At 46.2% G+C, this 22069-nt stretch carries 22 protein-coding genes, 1 tRNA gene and 3 pseudogenes; 13 read left to right on the forward strand and 13 right to left on the reverse strand.

Going from position 1 to position 22069, the window contains the following annotated elements:
* Window positions 1–120 precede the first annotated feature (120 nt).
* Both dtd and yihX read right to left on the reverse strand, forming a co-directional pair.
* Complete coding sequence (gene dtd / locus PSI14_RS14805; RefSeq protein WP_273576602.1) at window positions 121–558, reverse strand: D-aminoacyl-tRNA deacylase; 438 nt, start codon at window positions 556–558, stop codon at window positions 121–123.
* A 134-nt stretch (window positions 559–692) separates the two neighbouring features.
* Window positions 693–1310 (reverse strand): glucose-1-phosphatase, encoded by a 618-nt coding sequence (gene yihX / locus PSI14_RS14810; protein WP_273576603.1) that lies wholly within the window; start codon window positions 1308–1310, stop codon window positions 693–695.
* A 348-nt stretch (window positions 1311–1658) separates the two neighbouring features.
* On the opposite strand from yihX, the gene PSI14_RS14815 reads away from it, so the two are divergent.
* The 8 genes from PSI14_RS14815 to PSI14_RS14850 all read left to right on the forward strand — a co-directional run bounded on the left by PSI14_RS14815 (window position 1659) and on the right by PSI14_RS14850 (window position 10577).
* Window positions 1659–1735: transfer RNA gene (locus tag PSI14_RS14815), tRNA-Pro, on the forward strand.
* A 608-nt stretch (window positions 1736–2343) separates the two neighbouring features.
* Window positions 2344–3954 (forward strand): dipeptide ABC transporter periplasmic-binding protein DppA, encoded by a 1611-nt coding sequence (gene dppA / locus PSI14_RS14820; RefSeq protein ID WP_273576604.1) that lies wholly within the window; start codon window positions 2344–2346, stop codon window positions 3952–3954.
* 144 nt (window positions 3955–4098) lie between these two features.
* Window positions 4099–5118, forward strand: a complete 1020-nt coding sequence (dppB, locus tag PSI14_RS14825; protein ID WP_273576605.1) for a dipeptide ABC transporter permease DppB — start codon at window positions 4099–4101, stop codon at window positions 5116–5118.
* A gap of 10 nt (window positions 5119–5128) precedes the next feature.
* Window positions 5129–6031 carry a dipeptide ABC transporter permease DppC gene (gene dppC, locus PSI14_RS14830; protein ID WP_273576606.1) on the forward strand — a complete coding sequence of 301 codons (903 nt, stop codon included), beginning with the start codon at window positions 5129–5131 and terminating at the stop codon, window positions 6029–6031.
* 12 nt (window positions 6032–6043) lie between these two features.
* Entirely contained in the window at window positions 6044–7024 is a 981-nt protein-coding gene (dppD, locus tag PSI14_RS14835; protein WP_273576607.1) for a dipeptide ABC transporter ATP-binding protein, read from the forward strand.
* Window positions 7021–8022, forward strand: a complete 1002-nt coding sequence (gene dppF, locus PSI14_RS14840) for a dipeptide ABC transporter ATP-binding subunit DppF (RefSeq protein WP_273576608.1) — start codon at window positions 7021–7023, stop codon at window positions 8020–8022. Before dppD ends, dppF begins: the two co-directional genes overlap by 4 nt.
* Before the next feature lie 217 nt (window positions 8023–8239).
* Entirely contained in the window at window positions 8240–9001 is a 762-nt protein-coding gene (locus tag PSI14_RS14845) for a HAMP domain-containing protein (RefSeq protein WP_273576609.1), read from the forward strand.
* Between the two features lie 106 nt (window positions 9002–9107).
* Window positions 9108–10577 carry an insulinase family protein gene (locus tag PSI14_RS14850; protein WP_273576610.1) on the forward strand — a complete coding sequence of 490 codons (1470 nt, stop codon included), beginning with the start codon at window positions 9108–9110 and terminating at the stop codon, window positions 10575–10577.
* A 41-nt stretch (window positions 10578–10618) separates the two neighbouring features.
* Here the strand turns inward: PSI14_RS14850 and PSI14_RS14855 are convergent, their stop codons facing one another.
* Window positions 10619–10900, reverse strand: coding sequence for a hypothetical protein (locus PSI14_RS14855; protein WP_273576611.1), 282 nt, complete (start codon window positions 10898–10900; stop codon window positions 10619–10621).
* Between the two features lie 305 nt (window positions 10901–11205).
* Here PSI14_RS14855 and PSI14_RS14860 point away from each other — a divergent pair, with 305 nt between their 5' ends.
* Entirely contained in the window at window positions 11206–11610 is a 405-nt protein-coding gene (locus tag PSI14_RS14860; RefSeq protein WP_306309305.1) for a SymE family type I addiction module toxin, read from the forward strand.
* Between the two features lie 193 nt (window positions 11611–11803).
* Window positions 11804–11947: a SymE family type I addiction module toxin gene (locus PSI14_RS14865; protein ID WP_273576625.1), complete on the forward strand. Its 144-nt coding sequence runs from the start codon at window positions 11804–11806 to the stop codon at window positions 11945–11947.
* Between the two features lie 172 nt (window positions 11948–12119).
* Here the strand turns inward: PSI14_RS14865 and PSI14_RS14870 are convergent, their stop codons facing one another.
* From PSI14_RS14870 to PSI14_RS14880, 3 genes are read right to left on the reverse strand one after another with little or no spacing between them, the layout of a single operon-like run.
* Entirely contained in the window at window positions 12120–12578 is a 459-nt protein-coding gene (locus PSI14_RS14870) for an SMI1/KNR4 family protein (RefSeq protein ID WP_258087499.1), read from the reverse strand.
* Window positions 12579–12581: 3 nt separating this feature from the next.
* Window positions 12582–13190 (reverse strand): HNH endonuclease, encoded by a 609-nt coding sequence (locus PSI14_RS14875; protein WP_273576612.1) that lies wholly within the window; start codon window positions 13188–13190, stop codon window positions 12582–12584.
* Window positions 13191–13192: 2 nt separating this feature from the next.
* A complete protein-coding gene (locus tag PSI14_RS14880) occupies window positions 13193–13813 on the reverse strand; it encodes an RHS repeat domain-containing protein (protein ID WP_273576613.1) in 621 nt (206 codons plus the stop codon).
* Window positions 13814–14146: 333 nt separating this feature from the next.
* On the opposite strand from PSI14_RS14880, the gene PSI14_RS20265 reads away from it, so the two are divergent.
* Window positions 14147–14269 (forward strand): hypothetical protein, encoded by a 123-nt coding sequence (locus PSI14_RS20265; protein WP_273576629.1) that lies wholly within the window; start codon window positions 14147–14149, stop codon window positions 14267–14269.
* A complete protein-coding gene (locus PSI14_RS14890; protein WP_273576626.1) occupies window positions 14244–14450 on the forward strand; it encodes a SymE family type I addiction module toxin in 207 nt (68 codons plus the stop codon). Before PSI14_RS20265 ends, PSI14_RS14890 begins: the two co-directional genes overlap by 26 nt.
* Window positions 14451–14502: 52 nt before the next feature.
* On the opposite strand, the gene PSI14_RS14895 is transcribed toward PSI14_RS14890, so the two are convergent.
* Both PSI14_RS14895 and PSI14_RS20080 read right to left on the reverse strand, forming a co-directional pair.
* Window positions 14503–14829: a hypothetical protein gene (locus PSI14_RS14895; RefSeq protein WP_273576614.1), complete on the reverse strand. Its 327-nt coding sequence runs from the start codon at window positions 14827–14829 to the stop codon at window positions 14503–14505.
* A 355-nt stretch (window positions 14830–15184) separates the two neighbouring features.
* Window positions 15185–15346 (reverse strand): annotated as a pseudogene (locus tag PSI14_RS20080) (RHS repeat-associated core domain-containing protein); the annotation flags it as partial.
* Between the two features lie 360 nt (window positions 15347–15706).
* Here PSI14_RS20080 and PSI14_RS14905 point away from each other — a divergent pair.
* Window positions 15707–15970 carry a SymE family type I addiction module toxin gene (locus PSI14_RS14905; RefSeq protein WP_273576615.1) on the forward strand — a complete coding sequence of 88 codons (264 nt, stop codon included), beginning with the start codon at window positions 15707–15709 and terminating at the stop codon, window positions 15968–15970.
* A 99-nt stretch (window positions 15971–16069) separates the two neighbouring features.
* Here the strand turns inward: PSI14_RS14905 and PSI14_RS14910 are convergent, their stop codons facing one another.
* The 5 genes and pseudogenes from PSI14_RS14910 to PSI14_RS14930 form a co-directional block, all read right to left on the reverse strand.
* Window positions 16070–16450: a hypothetical protein gene (locus tag PSI14_RS14910; protein ID WP_273576616.1), complete on the reverse strand. Its 381-nt coding sequence runs from the start codon at window positions 16448–16450 to the stop codon at window positions 16070–16072.
* A 19-nt stretch (window positions 16451–16469) separates the two neighbouring features.
* Window positions 16470–16976 carry a DUF3990 domain-containing protein gene (locus PSI14_RS20375; RefSeq protein WP_442316488.1) on the reverse strand — a complete coding sequence of 169 codons (507 nt, stop codon included), beginning with the start codon at window positions 16974–16976 and terminating at the stop codon, window positions 16470–16472.
* Window positions 16956–21164, reverse strand: a pseudogene (locus PSI14_RS14920) (RHS repeat-associated core domain-containing protein); the annotation flags it as partial. The gene PSI14_RS20375 and the pseudogene PSI14_RS14920, both read right to left, overlap by 21 nt.
* Window positions 21165–21177: 13 nt before the next feature.
* The gene (locus tag PSI14_RS14925; protein WP_273576619.1) at window positions 21178–21633 is read right to left on the reverse strand and encodes a DcrB-related protein; all 456 of its coding nucleotides are present in this window, start codon (window positions 21631–21633) and stop codon (window positions 21178–21180) included.
* A gap of 40 nt (window positions 21634–21673) precedes the next feature.
* Window positions 21674–22069: pseudogene (locus PSI14_RS14930) on the reverse strand (type VI secretion system Vgr family protein); the annotation flags it as partial.

Raw genomic sequence — 22069 nt, forward strand, 5'->3', positions numbered from 1 at the left:
TGTGTGTGGTCATGTGTAGTCAGGGAAATGTATGCGGCATACCGTGGTTTGTTTTATTATTTTAAACAGTAACTTGTTTTAAACGGCAGCCTTATTCTTCGTTGCAATATTTCATCCATCTTATACTTGCAACCAGAAAGTTACTGGCCCGTCATTCGTCAAACTGACTTTCATGTCAGCAGCAAATTTCCCCATTTCTGTTTTTACACCAGTTACACGACTCTGTTCAACAAAATAGCGATAAAGCTCATCTGCTTTTTGTGGTTCAGCTCCACCAGAAAAGCTAGGTCTTAAGCCTTTCTGCGTATCCACAGCCAATGTAAATTGGGATACAACCAATAAGCTCCCCTGAGCCTGTTGAACATTCAGGTTCATTTTTCCTTGTTCATCGCTGAATACCCGATACCCCATTACCTTGTCGCATAAACGTTGCGCTTTTTGTGGGGTATCGTCTTTTTCAACTCCCAGCAACACCAGCAACCCCTGTCCAATTTCTCCAATAGTTTCACCCTCAACAACAACCGTTGCCTGTGTCACACGCTGAATTAATGCGATCATTTCTCTTGCCTGTTATCCGTTTGGTTATACGTATTAGATTTAGTTATCCGTATTGGATGGAAAATCACAGATAGGAAATCCATAAATATGTAAGAAAAATAGCGGAAAACATCATCTGCAATAAGCTAACGATGTTAATTTTTTGAGGGAAGCGAAAAATCATGAGCCTTAAAATAATCAGGGATTACACTTCGGTCAGCCACATGAATTGCATTGATGCCTAATTTGTTCGCTGCCTCAATGTGTTCTAAAAGATCATCAAAGAATATAGCTTGATCCGCAGTCACGCCTTCTGCCGCAAGAACATGTTTAAAAATATCAAGATTCGGCTTACGCATCCCCAAATCTTGAGATAAATAAAAGTGATCCGTTGATGCTTTAATCTCAGGATAATGCAGCGGCCAATAAGCAAGATGCAGGCGGTTTGTATTTGACAGAACAACCACACGATGCCCTTGAACACGCAATTTATTCATTAATTCAATGACTTCTTGCCTGACATCAATAAATATTGCATGCCAGCCTTCCTTAAATTGTTCAAAACTGAGTGAGACTTCCATTTCATCACACATTCTTTCTGCAAATTCAGTATCACTGATTTGCCCACACTCATGTTTTTCAAAAACCTCCCCCAACGAGAATTTCGAGGTCAATGTTGCTAGTGGTGTCCCACTCAAATTACTCCAAACAGCCAGTACTCTTTTAAAATCAATATCAATAATCACGTTACCCATATCGAAAATATACAGCATAACTCCTCCTGACTGATGCTCATCGTTTAGTACTTTTATCATAATTTTATTAAGAAAAAATAAGAAGAAGATAAAAAAATAAACAAATTTCTCTTTTTATGAAACGTCGTTGAAGTTCTAATTCGCTGTATTCATCAATAATTAGACCAATTATCAGGTCAATAATCAGGAATGGATAACAAAAATTACTGGAAGGGATATCTTGACATCCTCTTTAGGACGGGGAGGATGTCAAAGCCTGAAATATATGTAATGACGCCATTTTGGATGGTTTATCGTCAAATAAACACTTATCTTTAAAAAGGTATTGACGGTTTGTGACTCTGGCAGTAAGATGCGCTTCGTTTTCGGCGAGTAGCGCAGCTTGGTAGCGCAACTGGTTTGGGACCAGTGGGTCGGAGGTTCGAATCCTCTCTCGCCGACCAGCATTCTGAAACCCCGCTCTTATGAGCGGGGTTTTTTCTTATATCTTAAATAAGATCCTTCAAATTTTTCCTGTATATCACACAATTCCTGTATATCACGCTTTTCCTGCATATCGCGGCTAGCTTAGTAACACCATAAATTCTGTGTTAATAAATCAAATTAATAGTAAAAACCGTTAATTTAACAAATAATGTGATGGATCTTGCTTTAATTGTTCGTATTTTGAGCATTCATCTTGGGCGAATCATCTTCTTATCTTATATGTTCCCGCCTTTTCCATAAGCTTTATTACTTATTATTTAAGTAATTGGTCACAAATTCAAAATTATAATCACCAGCGATTAATTCTTTCTATTAGCTTAGTTTCTAGTTAATTTGTCTGTTTTATGTGCATCTCGTCATGTTTTTTAACCATGTTTGTTAATAATTTTTTTCTTTTATGTTTTTCTTATGTTTCGGTTGTTATGTGTGATTATGTTGACGTCAGGCATAACAATTGATTAATTGATAAGCGAAAAATAATAAAACAAGCTGGGACAGTGGCATTTAGGAAGAAACCCCTGGGCTGGCTAAGACACAAATAAACATCACAAACGGGGTTAACGTAATGACAATCTCCAAGAAAAAACCGTCCAGTTTGTTAACACTGGGTGCCGGTCTTGTTGCATTGGCTGTCACAGCCAGCATTCAGGCAAAAACGTTGGTTTACTGCTCTGAAGGTTCTCCTGAAGGCTTTAACCCGCAGTTATTCACTTCTGGCACAACTTATGATGCTAGCTCAGTTCCCATCTATAACCGTTTAGTGGATTTTAAGTTAGGTACAACAGAGCTTATTCCTAGCCTTGCTGAACGTTGGGACGTGAGTGAGGATGGCAAAACTTATACTTTCCACCTGCGCAAAGATGTGAAATGGCACAGCAATAAGGAATTCAAGCCAACGCGTAATTTCAATGCTGATGACGTTATTTTTACCTTCATGCGCCAGAAGGATAAAAACCATCCGTACCATAAAGTTTCCGGGGGCAGTTACGAATACTTTATTGGTATGGATCTGGGTAACATCATCAGTAAAGTAGAGAAATTGGATGATTATACTGTTCGCTTTGTATTATCCCGCCCTGAGGCGCCTTTCTTGGCTGATATCGGGATGGACTTCGCCTCAATCCTGTCCAAAGAATATGCCGATGTCATGATGAAGGCTGGCAAACCGGAGAAAGTTGATCTTAACCCGATTGGCACAGGCCCATTCCAGCTAATGCAATACCAAAAAGACTCCCGAATTCTCTATAAGGCATTTAAGGATTATTGGGAAGGGCCAGCGAAAATTGACCGCTTAGTCTTCTCCATTACCCCAGACGCTTCTGTACGCTATGCGAAATTGCAGAAAAACGAATGTCAGGTGATGCCATATCCAAATCCTGCTGATATCGCTCGCATGAAACAAGATAAAAACATTGTCCTGAAAGAACAGGCGGGACTGAATGTCGGTTATCTCTCCTTTAATGTCACCAAGCCGCCGATGGATAACCAAAAAGTCCGTCAGGCGCTGACGATGGCAGTCAATAAAGATGCCATCATTGAGGCGGTTTATCAGGGCGCGGGGCAGAAAGCGAAAAATCTGATCCCACCGACCATCTGGAGTTATAACAACGACATTAAAGATTATTCCTATGATCCCGCCAAAGCCAAGGAACTGTTGAAAGAGGCAGGTTTCCCGAATGGTTTCGAAACCGATCTATGGGCAATGCCGGTGCAGCGTCCGTATAACCCGAACGCCCGTCGCATGGCGGAAATGATTCAGGCTGACTGGGCGAAAATTGGTATTAAGGCCAAGATTGTCAGTTATGAATGGGGGGAATACCTGAAACGATCCAAAGATGGCGAACCGAAGACTGTGTTGTTTGGATGGACAGGGGACAATGGTGACCCAGATAACTTCTTTGGTACTTTGTTTAGCTGTGCTGCCAAAGAAAAGGGTTCCAACTATTCCAAATGGTGTTACAAGCCATTTGAAGACATTATCCAGCCAGCACGTGAAACCGCAGATGTTGCTAAACGCACGGAGCTTTATAAACAGGCGCAGGTTGTAATGCACGAACAAGTGCCTGCACTGATCATTGCCCACTCCACGGTTTACGAGCCTATCCGTAAAGAAGTGAAGGGCTATGTGGTCGATCCTTTTAGCAAGCATCACTTTTATAACGTTGATCTCAAATAATTCTTGCTGCTTGGCTATTGTGATTAACCATCCCCCAGATTTTTCTGAGGGGATGGTTTCGCTTCTCTGATGGGCAAGTCGACTTTGTATGACACCAAGCGGTCCAAAGAGCCGTAACTGGTACTTAAAAAGGGAATTCAGGATATGCTGCAATTTATCCTCCGGCGTCTGGGATTAGTGATCCCGACGTTTATTGGTATTACGCTACTGACTTTCGCTTTTGTGCACATGATCCCCGGCGATCCCGTTCTGATTATGGCGGGAGAGCGTGGTATTTCTGCTGAGCGTCATGCCCAATTACTGGCTGAAATGGGGTTGGATAAACCGCTCTGGGAGCAATATTTTCATTACGTCAATGGCGTATTGCATGGTGATTTGGGGATCTCGTTGAAAAGCCGCATTCCTGTGTGGGATGAGTTTGTCCCGCGTTTTCAAGCGACTCTTGAATTGGGCGTCTGTGCCATGTTATTTGCCATATCCATCGGCATTCCAGTAGGGGTTTTGGCGGCAGTCAAACGCGGTTCTATCTTTGATCACACATCAATTGGTTTGTCATTGACAGGTTACTCCATGCCCATTTTCTGGTGGGGGATCATGCTGATCATGCTGGTTTCCGTCCAGTGGAACTTAACGCCTGTTTCTGGCCGAATCAGTGATAGCGTGTTTCTGGATGACAGCAATCCCCTGACGGGATTTATGCTGATTGATACGTTGATTTGGGGAGAGAAGGGTGATTTCACTGATGCAGTGATGCATATGATTCTGCCTGCAATTGTGTTGGGAACGATCCCGTTGGCGGTGATTGTGCGCATGACACGTTCTGCCATGTTGGAAGTGCTGGGCGAAGATTATATCCGCACTGCCCGCGCAAAAGGGCTGAGCCGCATTCGAGTCATTATCGTCCATGCGTTGCGTAACGCTTTGTTGCCTGTCGTCACGGTAATTGGTCTGCAAGTGGGCATCATGTTGGCAGGAGCCATTCTGACAGAAACTATTTTCTCATGGCCGGGATTGGGGCGTTGGCTGATCGATGCCCTGCAACGTCGTGACTATCCGGTAGTACAGGGCGGTGTATTGCTGGTTGCGACCATGATTATTCTGGTCAATCTGGTGGTTGATTTACTGTACGGCATTGTCAATCCGCGCATTCGCCATAAGAAATAAGGAGCACATGATGACTCAAACAACTGAGCCAATAGTATTGGGTGCGCCGAAATTAATGACGCCGATACAGGAATTTTGGCACTACTTTAAACGTAACAAAGGCGCAGTGATTGGCCTTGTCTATATTATCCTGATGCTGCTGGTGGCGTTATTTGCGGGAGTGTTGGCTCCGCATGGCCCGGCAGAACAATTCCGCGATGCCTTGTTGACGCCTCCGATATGGCAAGAAGGCGGAAGCTGGCAATTTATCCTCGGCACGGATGATGTCGGGCGCGATATCTTGTCCCGCCTGATGTATGGGGCACGCCTTTCATTGTTGGTTGGCTGTCTGGTCGTGGTGATGTCACTCATAATGGGCGTCGTTCTGGGGGTATTGGCGGGGTATTTTGGTGGCGTGGTGGATGCCATCATCATGCGTATCGTCGACATTATGTTGGCTTTGCCAAGCCTGCTGTTGGCATTGGTACTGGTGGCAATCTTCGGCCCGTCGATTGTCAATGCGTCACTGGCATTGACGTTTGTTGCCTTGCCTCACTACATCCGTCTGACAAGGGCGGCGGTATTGGTTGAAGTTAACCGTGATTATGTGGTGGCTTCCCAAGTGGCTGGTGCAGGAGCTACGCGCCAGATGTTCATCAATATCCTGCCAAACTGCCTTGCACCGTTAATTGTGCAGGCGTCATTGGGGTTTTCGAATGCCATTCTCGATATGGCGGCCTTAGGTTTTCTGGGAATGGGGGCGCAGCCACCGACACCAGAATGGGGAACCATGCTGGCAGATGTTTTGCAATTTGCTCAGAGTGCGTGGTGGGTCGTGACCTTTCCGGGGCTGGCTATCTTGTTGACAGTACTGGCGTTTAACCTGATGGGAGATGGGTTGCGTGATGCACTTGATCCTAAGCTCAAGCAGTAGGGGTATTGTGAAATGGCATTATTGAATGTAGACCAATTATCGGTGCATTTTGGGGATGAAGAAGCACCATTCCGCGCCGTTGACCGTATCAGCTACCATGTTGAGCAGGGAGAGGTTGTCGGCATTGTTGGAGAGTCCGGTTCAGGTAAATCAGTCAGTTCATTGGCGATTATGGGGTTGATTGATTATCCGGGCAAAGTCATGGCTGAAAAGATGGAATTCAATGGTCGAGACCTGACCAAAATTTCAGAAAAAGAGCGTCGCCAGTTGGTTGGTTCGGAAATTGCGATGATTTTCCAAGATCCCATGACCAGTTTGAATCCGTGCTACACCGTCGGTTATCAGATCATGGAAGCCTTGAAAGTCCATCAGGGTGGAAATCGAAAAACGCGGCGTCAGCGGGCAATCGACTTACTGACACTAGTGGGCATTCCTGATCCGGCCTCTCGTCTGGACGTTTACCCGCATCAGTTGTCGGGTGGGATGAGTCAGCGCGTGATGATCGCAATGGCTATCGCGTGTCGTCCGAAGCTCCTGATTGCCGATGAACCGACAACGGCTCTGGACGTCACCATTCAGGCGCAAATCATCGAACTGCTGCTGGAATTGCAGCAGCGGGAAAACATGGCATTACTCTTGATCACCCATGATTTGGCGCTGGTGGCCGAAGCAGCCCACCATATTATTGTGATGTATGCCGGACAAGTGGTGGAGATTGGCAAAGCAACGGAAATTTTCCGCGCACCACGTCATCCTTATACACAGGCATTATTGCGGGCATTGCCGGAATTTGCGGTGGATAAATCCCGTTTGGCATCGTTACCCGGTGTCGTTCCCGGAAAATATGACCGCCCAACGGGGTGCCTGCTCAATCCTCGTTGCCCTTATGCCAATGAGCATTGCCATCAGGAGGAGCCTCCATTGCAATCAGTGGGAGGACGTCAGGTTAAATGTCACATGCCGCTGGATGATGAGGGGAGGCCAACAGTATGAGCACTCAACAAAATCAAGAACAGGAAAAAGCCACGGTTCCTTTACTGAAAGCCATTGAACTGAAGAAATATTATCCGGTGAAAACAGGCTTATTCTCGCCTGAGCGTATGGTAAAAGCGTTGGATGGTGTTTCATTTGAGTTGGAAAAAGGCAAAACACTGGCTGTTGTCGGCGAATCAGGTTGCGGAAAATCCACATTGGGTCGTCTACTGACCATGATTGAAAAACCGACTGATGGAGAGCTTTATTATCTGGGGCAAGATCTCTTGGTGCCAAATAAAGAAGCAGAAAAACTGCGTCGCCAGAAGATTCAGATTGTATTTCAAAATCCCTACGCTTCCTTAAATCCCCGTAAAAAAGTGGGGCAGATTTTAGAAGAGCCTTTGTTGATTAATACCCCACTGACTGCGGCCGAACGCAAGGAAAAAGTCTTGCAAATGATGGAGAAAGTGGGATTAAAGCCGGAACATTACTCGCGTTATCCACACATGTTTTCTGGCGGTCAGCGTCAGCGTATCGCTATTGCTCGTGGGTTGATGTTAAACCCGGACGTAGTGATTGCAGATGAGCCAGTTTCGGCGTTGGATGTTTCGGTACGAGCGCAGGTTCTGAACCTGATGATGGACTTGCAGCAGGAATTGGGATTGTCTTACGTCTTCATATCCCATGACCTTTCGGTTGTTGAGCATATTGCGGATGAAGTGATGGTGATGTATTTGGGACGTTGTGTTGAAAAAGGCAGTAGGGAAATGATTTTCAACAATCCGCGTCACCCTTATACACAAGCGTTATTGTCTGCGACTCCTCGCCTGAATCCAGCATTGCGCCGTGAACGCATTAAGCTGACGGGAGAGCTGCCAAGCCCGATGAATCCGCCTTCGGGGTGTGCTTTTGCTGCTCGTTGTCGTCGCGCATTTGGCCCGTGTACTCAATTCCAACCGAAATTAAAGCAATATGGTGAACAACTGATCGCGTGCTTTGCAGTCGAACAGGATTAAAACTCATTCACTTAATCATATTTATCCGGGGTATAACGTGTAAGCATCACAGTAAAAACGTTAGGCACTTACTGTATTGCGTTGCACCGTTATATCTCGGTTATTTTTCTCTTTTGAATTCATCAAAATAAGACGACCGCAAGTAAAATCAAGTATACTCCCTCACATTGTTGGGGGAGTGCTGGTCAGTATTTTTATTATTATTGGTTTGGATAAGATGAAATCGCGTGTTAAACGTTCGTTAACCATTAAACAGATGGCCGCAGTGACAGGAGTCACCTTGGTTACGGTTGCTATTTTCATCACCATCCAGTTATTCCACTTATTGCAGCAGTATAAAGATGACTACACTAATCAACTTAACAACGTTGCCATACAGATCAAAGCCCCTTTGGCAGAAGCATTGCTGAGTTCAGATCTCAATAAGGCAAAAACACTGTTGCTTGGCTTGAAAACCTCAGGCATTCTGGGCCGTGCAGATGTGCTATTGCCTGATAACGTTCCGGTGATGAGCTTGGATTTTGCCACCCATCGTCCTATACCTGAACTGGCAAAGAAGGTTTTTGGCATTCCCGTTGAGGTAAATATTCCCCTCTATGTTTATAGTACTTCGCTAAATTATAGTACTTCGCCAAATTATAGTACTTCGCCAAATTATAGTACTTTGCCAAAAACAGCGGAGTCACAGGGACAGCTTATTTTGCAGGTTGATTCCAATCGAGTGTATCGTTTTGCTATGAATACACTTGCATTCATGTTGACCACCTATTTATTACTTGCACTTATTCTTACGGTGTCGATAAGCTGGTGCGTAAATCGCATTATCATCCGTCCATTGCGCGATATCGCGCGGGAACTGAATGAAGAACAACCGCCATCGCCTATGTCTTGCCCTAAAATCCATCAGGATGATGAATTGGGTTTACTGGTAAAAGGCTATAATCGTCAGGTTAATAAGCAGAACATGCCATCAAAATGAAACCTTACAAGATGAATAGCGGTCTAATCCTTGATGATAATATCTGGGTATAACTGATTGTCGTAAGTTTCGCAGGATAAAATTAAACAGGTAGGGGTAAGTAAGAATGCTGGGCAACAAAATCGGGTATCTTATTGGCGGTGCGATTCTGGCTACGACTTGTTTGGTACAGGCTGAAACCTTGCAGCCTGATCCGGCGTGGCAACAAGGCAAACTGGAGAATGGATTCAGTTGGCAAATTCTGCAAACACCTCAGCGGCCCAATGACAGAATACAGTTGCGGTTATTGGTAAAGACAGGCTCTCTAGCCGAGAAAAACCTACAACGGGGCTACACTTACCTTATTCCGAAAGTCGTTTTATCCAGCAGTAAAGATTTATCATCGCAGAAATTGGAAAACTTGTGGCACAATGCGATCGATACTAAAAACCCTTTCCCACCTGCCATTGTTTCATATGATTTCACCCTTTACAGCCTGAGCCTGCCGAATAATCGCGCTGATCTATTACAAGATGCATTGATCTGGTTATCTGACATTGCGGGTAGTGCAGTGTTTACACCGGAAACATTGGCACAGGCCATGAAAGGAGATGAACATACTGTAACGACTTTTCCACCTGATATCCAAGATCCAGTATGGCGTATGCGGCTGAAAGGCTCGACACTTATCGATCATGATCCGGGGATGCCGGTATCAGTGCCTGTGGAAATGAAAAAAGTCGAAAATTTTTATCGTCAATGGTATACGCCGGATGTGATGACACTGTATATCGCGGGCCATGTTGACAACCGATTACTGTCAGAGCGGATTAATCGGGCATTTTCGTCATTGGGAGGAAAACGCCAGACACCGGTTTCTGTTCCGACATTGCTGCCCCTGAAAGCGGCAACCATTAGCGTAGAGAGTGACAAAGCCAAACAAGACCGCCTATCTTTAACTTGGAACCTGAATTGGCTGTCGATTAACGATTCGCAGACTTTGGCTCAGTACTGGTTAAATGACCTGACGCGTGAAGCGCTTTACCGTTATCTGCAATTGGGGCTTAAAGAAAAACAGGATGACATGAAGCTAGGCTTGGATTGCCGAGTGTTATACCAACGGGCGAATTGTTCATTAAATCTGGATGCTCCTGCGGACAAGCTGATGGAATCCACGCTTTATCTGGCTTCTCAACTGTCATCACTGCGTGAAAATGGATTATCGCAAGAACAATTTGACGAACTTTATGCTCAGAAGCGGAGTCAGCTCCAGCAGTTATTTGCCATGTATGCCCGCACGGATACCGATATTTTGATTAATCAACGTCTGTTGTCACAGCAAAATAACGTCATAGATATCGCCCCCGAACAATTCCAGCGGCTGAGACAGGCATTTTTATCCTCCCTGACACCACAGCTTTTGAATAAAAAACTGAAAGAGATGTTGTCTCAAGAAATCTCTTTTATTCTGGTGCAACCAAAAGGTGAAGCGCCGATTGATATTAATGAAATAAAAAATAGTTTTAACCAGATTATGAGACCGGGACCACTGCCGGAGAAGCCAAAAGAATCTGAAACGGTGAAAGGTGGGGAATAAACGGGTTGATAATGGGGAGTTCTCATCCAACTTCTTCTCGATCAACTCCTTGGTAATAATTTTTTATCGAGCAAAGGGAGGATTATTTCATTCAAAATCTCAAAATCCTCTTGGCATTCTGTATTGTCAAAAAGTAAAAATAATGCGTTATCAAAAAATTGTTTTTTATCATATTCCTCAGCTTCCAAAATTAAATCAATTAATCTAGATTTAATTTTCTTATTTTCTAAATATTCCTCATTCTCAGATGAATATCTTTTCGTATAAACATCGCCCAGTTCTTTAGATAAAGAATCAAGACGTAAGTAAAAACCATTATTCATTTTATAATCTCATATGCCCCAGAAGGAATACCATCCGTAAGGATAACTTCTTGATCTTTACGAGCGTAACGGGACGCTTTTCCTGTTAATCCCTGACTTCTACTAATATCAACAAATTGCTTGTCTGGTATCCTAGATAAATCAACTTTGATCTTACTATCACTTTTATTATAGAAATCAGCAGTACTTTCTTTTTTAATTGTAAATTTTGTAATGGATATATATACAGTATTTATTTTGCGAGTCGCTTCGCAAACGCCGGTTTTGATGATGGAAAGTTGCTCAGGTCGGGGATAATGTAGGCAATGAAATCTGAACGCGGCTTTACCGTGGTGGAACACGATAAAACCGCTAACCACAACAACTACTTAGGACTAGTTATTATGGCTAACACGCATTCTAATGCAGGAACCCGTATTTACAAAATTTCCCAGCCGGAACGGTATCAAAAAGTCGTTTACCGCCCCCAAGGACCCAACCGTACTATCCCCGCCATTAACTTAAGCGGAAAATGGCTGCTTGAAGCCGGATTTTCCATTCATGATCCGTTAAAAATCAGAGTGATGCCGGGTTGTTTGATCATCACCACCCAAAATTTTCATGAACTGTGGCACTGCTTAAAAAGCCTGAATGAAGGCGAATGGGATGATATCGCCGTTGCTGGCTGGTTACAGCAATTTCCCGGCAAGTTGAATAAAAAGCTGTTGTAGATAACAAGATAACAATTTGTTTTATCAGTAAAAAATAAAAACACTGACAAAGCGGGCGAACGGTTTTCCATCCCTTGAATGACAACATTTTCATTTTGGGAAACGGTTCGCATTTATATCATGCTAAGTAGCACAAGGAATGTACTAATAAGTCTTCATCTTTCATCTAATCGAGTGTGATCCACATCAAGGCATTGACGGGGTACGCGATAATGGCGAACTTTACCTTGCTGGTGACTGGCTGACTGAAAGCGGTTTATTGGATCATCCTGTTACCATTGAAACTGCGTATGCCACCATTGTAATAAAGGCCGAACTGCCGGTTTTGCTGGCTTAACAGTACTGATGCCAGCAAGACCAGCTCAGTGAAATTAAGCTCCGAATGCGGGAACTGATTGAGGATTATCAGGCAGGATAAAATAGAGTAATTAATTGTCCGGCAAGCTAATTAGCCGGACAATTACAATTTAATAACCGGAAGAATATTACATCGTTCCGGTATTATAAAATTAAATTTCCAACTTATATAAAACTGATAAAAAATCAGTAAATGTATGACTTATGAGATGAACATTACTCATATCTGGCAATTCACCTTCATCTGCTTCAAATTCATGATCCCAGAAAAACACCCCAGGATTATCGTTTGATAAAGAAATCAATATCAAATTACCACCTGGATCATGAGCTATAGGCAAAAAATCAAGAGGAATTCTATCCTTATAGTCAATAAAATAATTTCTGAGATCATGATGTTTCTCACACCCTAAACTAAGAAATCGATCAACAGATGAGCCATCTTCTTCATCATTTAAAAAGAGAAAAGCATCAGGATCAGGATAGCCCCCATTATATTTTTTTAGAAAATTACGATAGTCATTTGGAAGAGAGTTTCCTATCTCATTTTCAAAATTAGTAACTGCGCTTTCATCAATTGGCCCTTTAAAATCAATAATATTGGCAACCATAATTTATTTTCCCTTTGGACATTTTCTCGTTGCTACTCCACCGGTATGTTTCACTTTGCTATGTATATCTGTTGGGATTAGCTGCATATAACCTGAATCATGGTGATGATGCCAGGTATATCCGGTTGGTCGAGGGTTACTTCTGCTATATCCTGCGGCTGCATCTGCCCTAGCAAAATCAACTGTTCGGGTTTTTCCAAGCTCAATTCTTACGTTCTTAATAGAATATCGAGAAAAATCTGGAAACCCTGAATGGGTAAATGGCACACCATGCGGATATTTATTTCTTATTTCAACTGGTAACTCACTTGCTGGATATATTTTCCCAGCATGCTTGCTATTAATTGGTAAGCGGCCTTTCACCTTCCTGACCATACTCCCAACTATACCAAGACCAGATAAACCCAGCGGATCTATGAACCCTGTCGGATTTCCAACGTATGAGTATAGATTTTCTCCCCCAAGTAACCCAATCGGATCCGGCGTTAAATACTGCCCGGCATATTTTAATCCTGGATTCAATTCGGGATTTTCCCCCAGAACACCCAGCCGCAACCCGTACAGGCTCTGCGGTGGCTGACGCCAGACCCGGTGCCCGGCGGCATCAAACAACGCTAGTGGCTCTCCGGTCGGGGCACACACTCGTACTGCGTTTGAATTTTCCCGGCCAGCAGTTCGCTGCGGTTTTCCTGGTTCGGGGTAAAAAACTGTACCTGCTGCGCCAGCAGCTGCCAGCCATCGAACACCAGATGGCGGATGCAGTGCAACCGGTTGTGCCGGTACTCTCGAATTTCCACCGGCACATCGCCGTCCCACAGGTAAGTGGTGTGCATGCCTGCCTGTTCGCACACTTTTTCCGTGCGCCGCTCAAAGGCATCATAGCGATAATCCCACTGTTGCCCGCCCGGCGTTTGCACGCCGATGAGTTGATTCTGGTTGTTCCAGCGAAACTTGGTCAACTGAGAACGATGGCCTTCCTGCCAGAGCTGCATGGCGGTCATCCGCCCGGCATCATCATACTCAAACAGATGCTGGCCGAGCTGGCGTAACCGGTGGCCTTTCTGGTAGAGCCGCTCCCCGTCAATCTCGTGCAACCCGTCAAACCGGCGGGCAGGGTAGCCGGAGGCATCACATTGATAATGTTCCTGCAAACGATCCCGGTCACTGACTGAAGTGACCTGCCCGTTGCTGTTCACCACATAACGCAGCCATTGCCGCTCATCATTTGCTGCCACCAGATTGAGTGCGGCACCTCACGGCCGGGCAGTGATACCTTAAAACGTCTGGCGCATGTGCTCGGTGTGAGCAGTGATTATTTGTTGGAAGGGGCTGAGACCAAAGCGGCGAAAGCGCGCTTTGAGGACAGGGAGTTACTAAGGTAATTTCAGGCTGTGGAGCAGTTACCGGAGGAAGACAAGGAAGTGATTAAGAAGTTGCTGGATGCCTTCTTAACCAAAAAGCAGTTACAGGTACTGGCAAGGCAAAAGACCCCTTTGAGTTAACGCAGGGAAAGGTGCTATCAACACCTTAATCCTGCTGACCATAAACAACTATTAAGGAGTTGAATCATGGCTAAGGCACATTCTAAGCAAAACCGCCAAAACAGAACGTTATTACACCGTGGGATACGTGCCGCAAAATGGCAGGCCGAACCCCCGACCCGCGATAAATTTAACGGGAAGATGGCTTAAAGCGGCGGGGTTTGAGATTGGTGGCACACTCACAGTTAAGATTATGGATGGCTGTCTGGTGCTGATCCCCGACAGTGATGACACCCGCAGCATCAAACAACAGTACCAGCGCCAGCAAGACCAGCTCAGTGAGATTAAGTTGCGGGTGCGGGAACTGATTGGGGATTATCAGGCGGGATGATGATAAAAAAGCCGGGAAGATTTTTATTCCTACCCAGCTTTAAAATTTCATATTATCTCCACCGTGACAATGGCGATTTATTTAAATATTCATCTAGTGATTCATCATTAATAATTTTTTTATCAAACAAAGGTGATATTATTTCATTTAATATCTCAACATCCTCTTGACAACCCGTATTATCGAAAAGTAAAAACAATGCATCATTTTTAACAGAATCTTCATTTTCATCATTAGATGATATAATTAAATCAATAATCTTTGATTTTATCGGTTTGTTTCTTAAGGAATACTCCTCTGAGGAAGAATATTCCTTTTCATAGAATGCATCTAACTCCTCAGAGAGTGTATTTAATTGAAAACGAAGATCTTTATTCATTTAATAACCTTCTATGTTCCAGCTGGAATACCATTAATTAAAATGGCCTATTGGTCTAGTCTTGCATAAGCTTTCGCCTTGCCAGTTAATCCCCGTCCACTACTCATACCAATAATTTGATTATCAGGGATTTTTGATAGATCTATTTTAACTTTACCATTTTTGTTATAGAAGTCTGCCCTATGTTCAAGTTTAGAGGTAGAAATTAACTGGGTATTTAACCTCCCATTTTCGACATTCTCTTGTACTGAATAATTCGATGTTGGATCTTTTGGTGGGATATCTTCTCCTGCTTGAGCACATTTTGACTGCTTTCTGGTTAATGCCCGAAAAACATGCCCTGTGTACTTTTTACTTAACCCATACGGATCTTCCAGCCAATCGGGTTAGGCACGTAGGCATACAGGTTTTCCCCTCCATGTAGCCCAATCGGGTCAGGCGTCAGATAACACCCCACCACCGACGAGTAATATCGGAACCGGTTATAGACCAGCCCGCTTTCTTCATCCAGCCATTGCCGTTCGTCATTGGCGACCACCAGATTGAGTGCGGCACCTCACGGCCGAGCAGTGATAGTGATACCTTAAAACGTCTGGCGGATGTGCTGAATGTTACCAGTGATTATTTGTTGGAAGGGGCTGAGACCAAAGCGGCGAAAGCGCGCTTTGAGGACAGGGAGTTACTAAGGTAATTTCAGGCTGTGGAGCAGTTACCGGAGGAAGACAAGGAAGTGATTAAGAAGTTGCTGGATGCCTTTTTAACCAAGAAGCAGTTACAGGCACTGGCAAGGTAAAAAAACCTTTGATTTAACGTTGGGTTAAAGTGCTATCAACACTTTAACCCCGCTGACCATAAGCAACTAAACGGGAGTTGAATGATGGCTAAGGCGCATTCTAAGCAAAACCGGGCGGTAAATAAAGCCGCCCCGCCTGCGATACACCTGAAAGGCCAATGGCTTAAGGCAGCAGGGTTCGATATCGGTGGCACCCTGACCGTCAAGATTATGGATGGCTGCATTGTGCTCATTCCTGATAGTGATGGCACCCGCGCCATCCGGCAACAATACGAGCGCCAGCAAGACCAGCTTAGTGAGATTAAGCTCAAGATGCGGAAGCTGATTGGGGATTATCAGGCCGGATGATGATAAAAAGCCGGAAGATCATAAAGATATTTCCGGCTTTTTGTTCCTGAATTTAAGGAGGCAGGATTTTCATCGTTTTAATCCTTTTCCCCGCGGTTATCACTCAGTAATATACTCAAAACTAAATTCCTTCAAATTATGATCTTTTCTATACTGTTCTAGCCACTCATCAAAACCTTCTGGTTCATAAGCAGGAATACCCTTTAACCAATATTCATGACCATAAGCTATCAGCATCGCCCAATCATACTCAGGCTCATGATTAAGCAATGCAACAGACATATAATCATCAATAGAGCTACAAACTGCTGGGTGATTTAAAACCAGATGTTCCGCTTCGCTTTCTGATTTATTACCATATTTGACAATAATCGCTTTTAATGTTTCAACCCAAGTATGAAAATTAAAAATACGTTTTATGTTAGGATTATTTTCATCAATGAAAACAATCCCATCAATAATATTTTTTTCATCAATCATGTCTTTTCTACTCATCATCTTATGGACAATTATCAACTATTTTGCCATTGGCAACTCGTTGAACTGAAGTTTTATGTTGATCAAATAAATCTGCTGCTTTTTGAGTATAAAAAGCTAATTGATGACCTTGTATATCTGGCGAAGCTCCGTGTTTAAATTCAAATGGGTTCATTAACATCGGACCACTAACACCGTCATAATTATGAACAAGCTTTCCTTTACGGCCTTCTGTGACATATCGTTCCCACTCTTTCCTATCTGTAGGAGAGTTCATATCAAAAACTTTAATATTTAATTTGGCCAACTCTGAATTAGGTATCTCGAATGTAGCCAGTGTTGGAAGATCTCTCTTCTTAGACCACTTAAGAGCCTGCTCCTTCGATGCTGTTACATAAAACCCTTTCTTCCCTCTTGGGTCAAAATCTTTTCTACCTTTCCCTCTTGACAGATCTATCTTGGTATCTTTTTCAAAACCGCCTGCATGGTAAAAGGTGGTCGTCTCCGACGATAGCCCATACGGGTCCACGAACCGCACCGGGTTATGCACGTACCCGTACGGGTTAAACCCGCCGTTCAGGTTCAGCGGATCGGGCGAAATATACTGCGCCGTCTCCGGCGAATAATAGCGGAACCGATTGTAGTATAACCCGCTTTCCTCATCCGCATACTGGCCCATAAAACGCAGGTTGCAATTCACATGGGCGTCTTCATGATTACGCGCCACTGCCGGCCAGGTATCCAGCCGGCCCCACGTGCTCAGCCTCCCGGCCCAGATGAGCTGGCCGGCTTCGTTCAGTATTTCCCGCACTGTACCCTGATGGTCGCTGACGGTATAGTGTAGTTTGCCCCGTTCATAACGCGCCCAGGGGGTTAACGTCCCCGGTGCATAGAGCCAACGGACGCTGTGATCACCGGCAGGTGTGCCATCCGCATAAATCGGGGTTTCTTCGATCAGCTGATCACCGCTCCACAGAAAATCATGCCCAATGATGGCATCCGGTTTCGGTGTCAGATCCGGTTTACCATTCAACCAGCGCTGCAAATTAGCCGCGGCCAGTTTACCATCGTGGACTTTCAGCTTACGAATACGCCGTCCAAAAGCATCGTATTGATACTGCCAGCGGGAGCCATCCGGTGTTTCACAGTGGGTCAGTTGATCCTGAATATCCCAGCGGTATCGCCAAATCTGCGGACGAAAACCGTCGCGGTGTTCCGTTTTCTCCACTAACCGCCCATTCTGATCATAACGGTAAGTAAGGTCGCCGCGATGCACCACCCGCCCCGCCAGTTGGAGCTGATCGGCTTGCTTCAAAGCATGCTGGGCATCATTAGGCACATGACGGCTCAGGTTGCCCTGTTTGTCATACTGGAATTGTTCCTCAAAGGGCCGAAATCCCTCAAAGGCAGCATGAGTGACCTGATCGTTTTGGTTATAGCGATAACGGGTTTGCCCCCAAATGCTGTCATCTATCACCTGTACATTAAAGGCACGATCATACTGCTAGCTGCGGTTAACGGCCGTTGCCTGTGGCGGGAAGTGTGGGTGATTCTGTTGCAGTGTCTCACGGAAAAGCGCAGTGACCCGTCCGGCTGACTGATGGGCCAGTAACCCGGTATCTGTATAGCGACTGGCCAAAATGAAGCCTTTCGCACTTTCACGCACTGTTTCGTGACCGAGCGGATCATAGCTTAACGTTAATGGGTCATGCTGGCCAAACTGGAAACGGGTAAGTTGTCCCGCTTGGTTATAATCGAAATTCAGGGTGTGATCACCCACTGTTTCCGCTGTGGGCAGGCCACTTTGTCTATCCCACTGGCGGGTGATTTCCCGGCCATTCACACGTTCCCCAATCAGGTGCCCCGCTGCGTCATACTCGAATTCTACTTTCGCATCCGGTGACGTTGCGCAGAGCAGCCGACCCAGCGGGTCATAGTCATATTCAATCACCACCTGCAATTCACAGGCGGATTCATCTGCTTGCCAGTGCTCCCGCCGACGAATTTGGTTATCCTCGTTATAACAAAGACGGGTTAATTGGCCGTTCGGGTAACGTATTAAGGTGCGGCGCCCTCCCCGATCATAAGCGTATTTCAGCGTTCGACCGGTAAAGTCGGTTTCGCGAATAAGCTGATCAGCGGGATCATACTCGTATCGGTAGGTTTCCCCCATTGCTGTCGTCACTGTGTTCAGGCGAAGCAGACGGTCATAATCAAAATGCAGTGTAGTGCCATCCGGGCGGGTCATACTGGTCAGCAGGTTAAACGGACCATAGGTGTACTGGGTGGTTTGCCCTTCGCCGTCCGTCACAGCCGAAACCCGCCCGGCCTGATCATAGGTTATCTGCTGCCTGACCCCATCCGGCTGGGTAATTTCGGTGACACTGCCGTTCAGGCTGGCATGGAAAGCGCTGTGCTGGTAATGAGTATGCTGACCCAGCGCATCCGTCATGTTGTGCAAACGCCCCAATCCGTCCTGCTCATAACGGGTCGTATAGCCACTCGGCGACAGCACCTGATACAATCGGTGTTGCTCATATTCATAACGCCATTCAGTCCCATCCGGCAACACTTTACGAAGCAGTTCGCCATGTTGGTTATAACGATATTCCTCCCGTCGTCCCAATGGATCGGTGACCGAATCAGGCTCCCCTGCTTCATTGTAATGGAAGCGCCAGCTCAGACCATTGGACAATTTGGCCTGTACCAACTGACCATATTCATCATAATCATAGGTGAACACTTCGCCGGACGGCTGAGTCAGTTTGGTTAGTTCCCCATACGGACTGTATTCAAAATAGGTGGTTCGTCCCAGCGGGTCGGTTTCCGACACCATGTTACGCAAATCCCACGCCATGACGGTTTCCCGCCCTAGCGGATCAATACTGCGTACGACATTGCCATCTTCGTCATACCAATAGCAGGTACACCCTCCTTCAGGATCTAGATAGATGGTAATGCGCTCTGCGTCGTCATACCGAAACTGGGCATTCCAGTAGCCTTGTGGTGTGTTCACCGCGATGACGCGTCCATGGGTGTCATAGCCAATGGAAACATCTGACCCGCTATTACTTTGCCAGCGGGTCATGTGGCCGTGGTCGTTATACTCATGCCATAGGTGATAAAACTGGAAGGTTTCGCATTCCACCAGATAGCCCCGCCTATCATAGTGGCAGGTCACCAGCCGCTGGCGGAGTTCGTCCGTCAGGTACTCAATTGTAGCCAGATTTTTCTGGTCATAACCGAGCAGTAAACGATAACCGTCTGAGTGCGTTATCTGTGACAGCCGCAAAGCTCTCTCGTCATGGGTATTCTCATAATGAAACAAGATGCGGTTACCATTGCGGTCACTAATGGCAGAAAGCAGCCGACAGGCGCCCGCTTTCTGTTCAAAACTCAGAATGAGCTGGCTGCGGCGGTCAAACAGGTGCAGGCCATGATCACGATCGCCGAACAACAGGTAATGCCCTGCGTTCAGATTCACCGCAAACACCTTGTTTTCTGCTGCCGGGGTATGAAACGTGTAAATGACTCCATCGTCATCCGTGAAGCGGGTAGCATCACCGTCAAGCAAAAGATGTCGTGACCACCCATCCGCCCATTTAGGTCCAAACAGGCCGGCAAAGTTTTCTGTTGAACGATAGGTTCGTACCAAAGAGAGGGGCACCGTACCTGGCAGGGAGAGCACCGGTTTTTGCTGCAAAAAGTCACCCGTCGTTAAATCTACCGGGTCATTTTTGCATTTTTTCTTGGTCGGGGGGCAGCTTTTCGTTTCCACCGATTCCTTGGGTTTCTCCGACTTCGTCACCCCTTTCTTGTTACGCGGCAAGGGCAGCAATCCGGCAATCACCACCGCCCACTGCAAGTCCTTGTTACTTTCTTCTGCGATAGGGTATTTGCCATCGGTTGCCTTGGTGATGGAAATCGACCCCGCCGCACTGTTGATATTGGCATCACAGGTGGTGCGGTGACCCAACCGGGCTATGCCCTGTCCATTGGCAAAGACGGTCTTCGCTCCTTCCGCTATCACACCAGGAGGATGGTCACTGCACACAACCGGATCCCCCACCCGGGCCACCGGCTTGCCCTCAAAGAAGACATCCGGTGACCCTTTCACAATGGTGCCCTTGTTACTGCCATACTGACCGATAGCCGCCCCAATTCCGGCACAGACACCCCCTACAAAACCGCCGGCCGCTGCTGCTGCCGCGACAACAACCAACGCCGCACCCCCCGTAGCGACCACCAGCGCCCCCACCGCCAAGGCCGTCACTGCCCCCAACAAGATACCGCCCAATGCGCCCCACAGACCGGCATTCTTGTTCTGGTGAGCTATTGCATCCCCCTCTCGCGCCGGATTTTCCCCTTCTGTCGACACCGTGCTCATGCCCATCCCCGCCGCGATGGCATGACCGATTTTATCGCCGACATAGGCACCCGCAACCCCACCAACCGCCCCGGCCGCCAATCCCACGGCAAAAGGTGCGGCTGCTCCGGTGGCAACAGCATAGGCTCCCCCAGTTGCTAATGTCGCATTCTCAAAAGTCTCACTTTGTAGGAATTCCAGTGCCTTATCCGAGGTTGATTTTTCTGTCCGGGGAGGGACAGGAGCGGGTCGGCCTCCCTGTGTCGGCAAGGTACGCTTGTTGGCTGCGGGGGGCTGGTACGGCCGTTGCGCCGCCGCCGCTCCCATCATGATATTCTGTGAAACACTCATGTTCCCCTCCCTGTTATCGGTTATCCTTCTGCTCATCGCGCAGCTGGAAGGTCGCCATCATGGCCTGCATTTGTTCCCGCTGTGCCGGGGTCATTTCTCCCTGACAGGTGCCAGTGAAAATCAGCACCTGCCGGGGGGCATTGAGCATCATCATCAATTGGTGTACGGTGCTGCTCGGTGCACGCCAGCGAAACTCAAACGTCTCGGTTTCAAATCCGTTCAGCTCGCCCGATTCATGAGCTATCGCGTCATAGTCCTTCAGTTGCTTGCTAATTCCGGTCATTTCTCGCTCTGCAAATTGACGGAATGCCAGGCCCCACGGCAGGTTGTCGCGGGAAATGGTAAAACTGGTGCCACTTTTTTCATCTGGACTGTTCAGCACCAGAATGCTTGCATCCTGCCAGCTGGCCGGCAGCATGATAATGCCGGCATTGAAGTGGAAAGGGGACAGGTCAAGTTTATTGTTCATGGTAAATCCTTTTTGACTTTAACTTAAAAATTGAGGTGTTTTATTTGTTCAGGTTAATCTGACCGCCTAGCACGGTAATACCGCTGTCACTCAATTCAATACTGGAGCTGCCAAATGAAATCTTGATATTGGTTTTCGTCATTTGGATGGTGCCACTGCCCACTTTCAGACTGATGTCATCCTGTGCCTCATACAACTGTGTTCCCTCTCCCCCTTTTCCGGCTTCCGCCTTTACCTGTATCGTGTTCGCCTTGGTGCTGCGAGTCATACAGATATCCTCGGACAAACTCCCCTGATCGAGTTTCTTGAATTCATTTCCGGTTTGAAGGGTTAATGTCCGGTCGCCTGCCTCCACCACCAAACTCTGGGCATTTTTCACCGTGGTATGCATATCCTTCTGGGCATGCAGGGCCAGCTTCTCGCTGCCTTTCGCATC

The organism is Xenorhabdus anantnagensis, from assembly GCF_028598555.1.
Taxonomy (GTDB): Bacteria; Pseudomonadota; Gammaproteobacteria; order Enterobacterales; family Enterobacteriaceae; genus Xenorhabdus; species Xenorhabdus anantnagensis.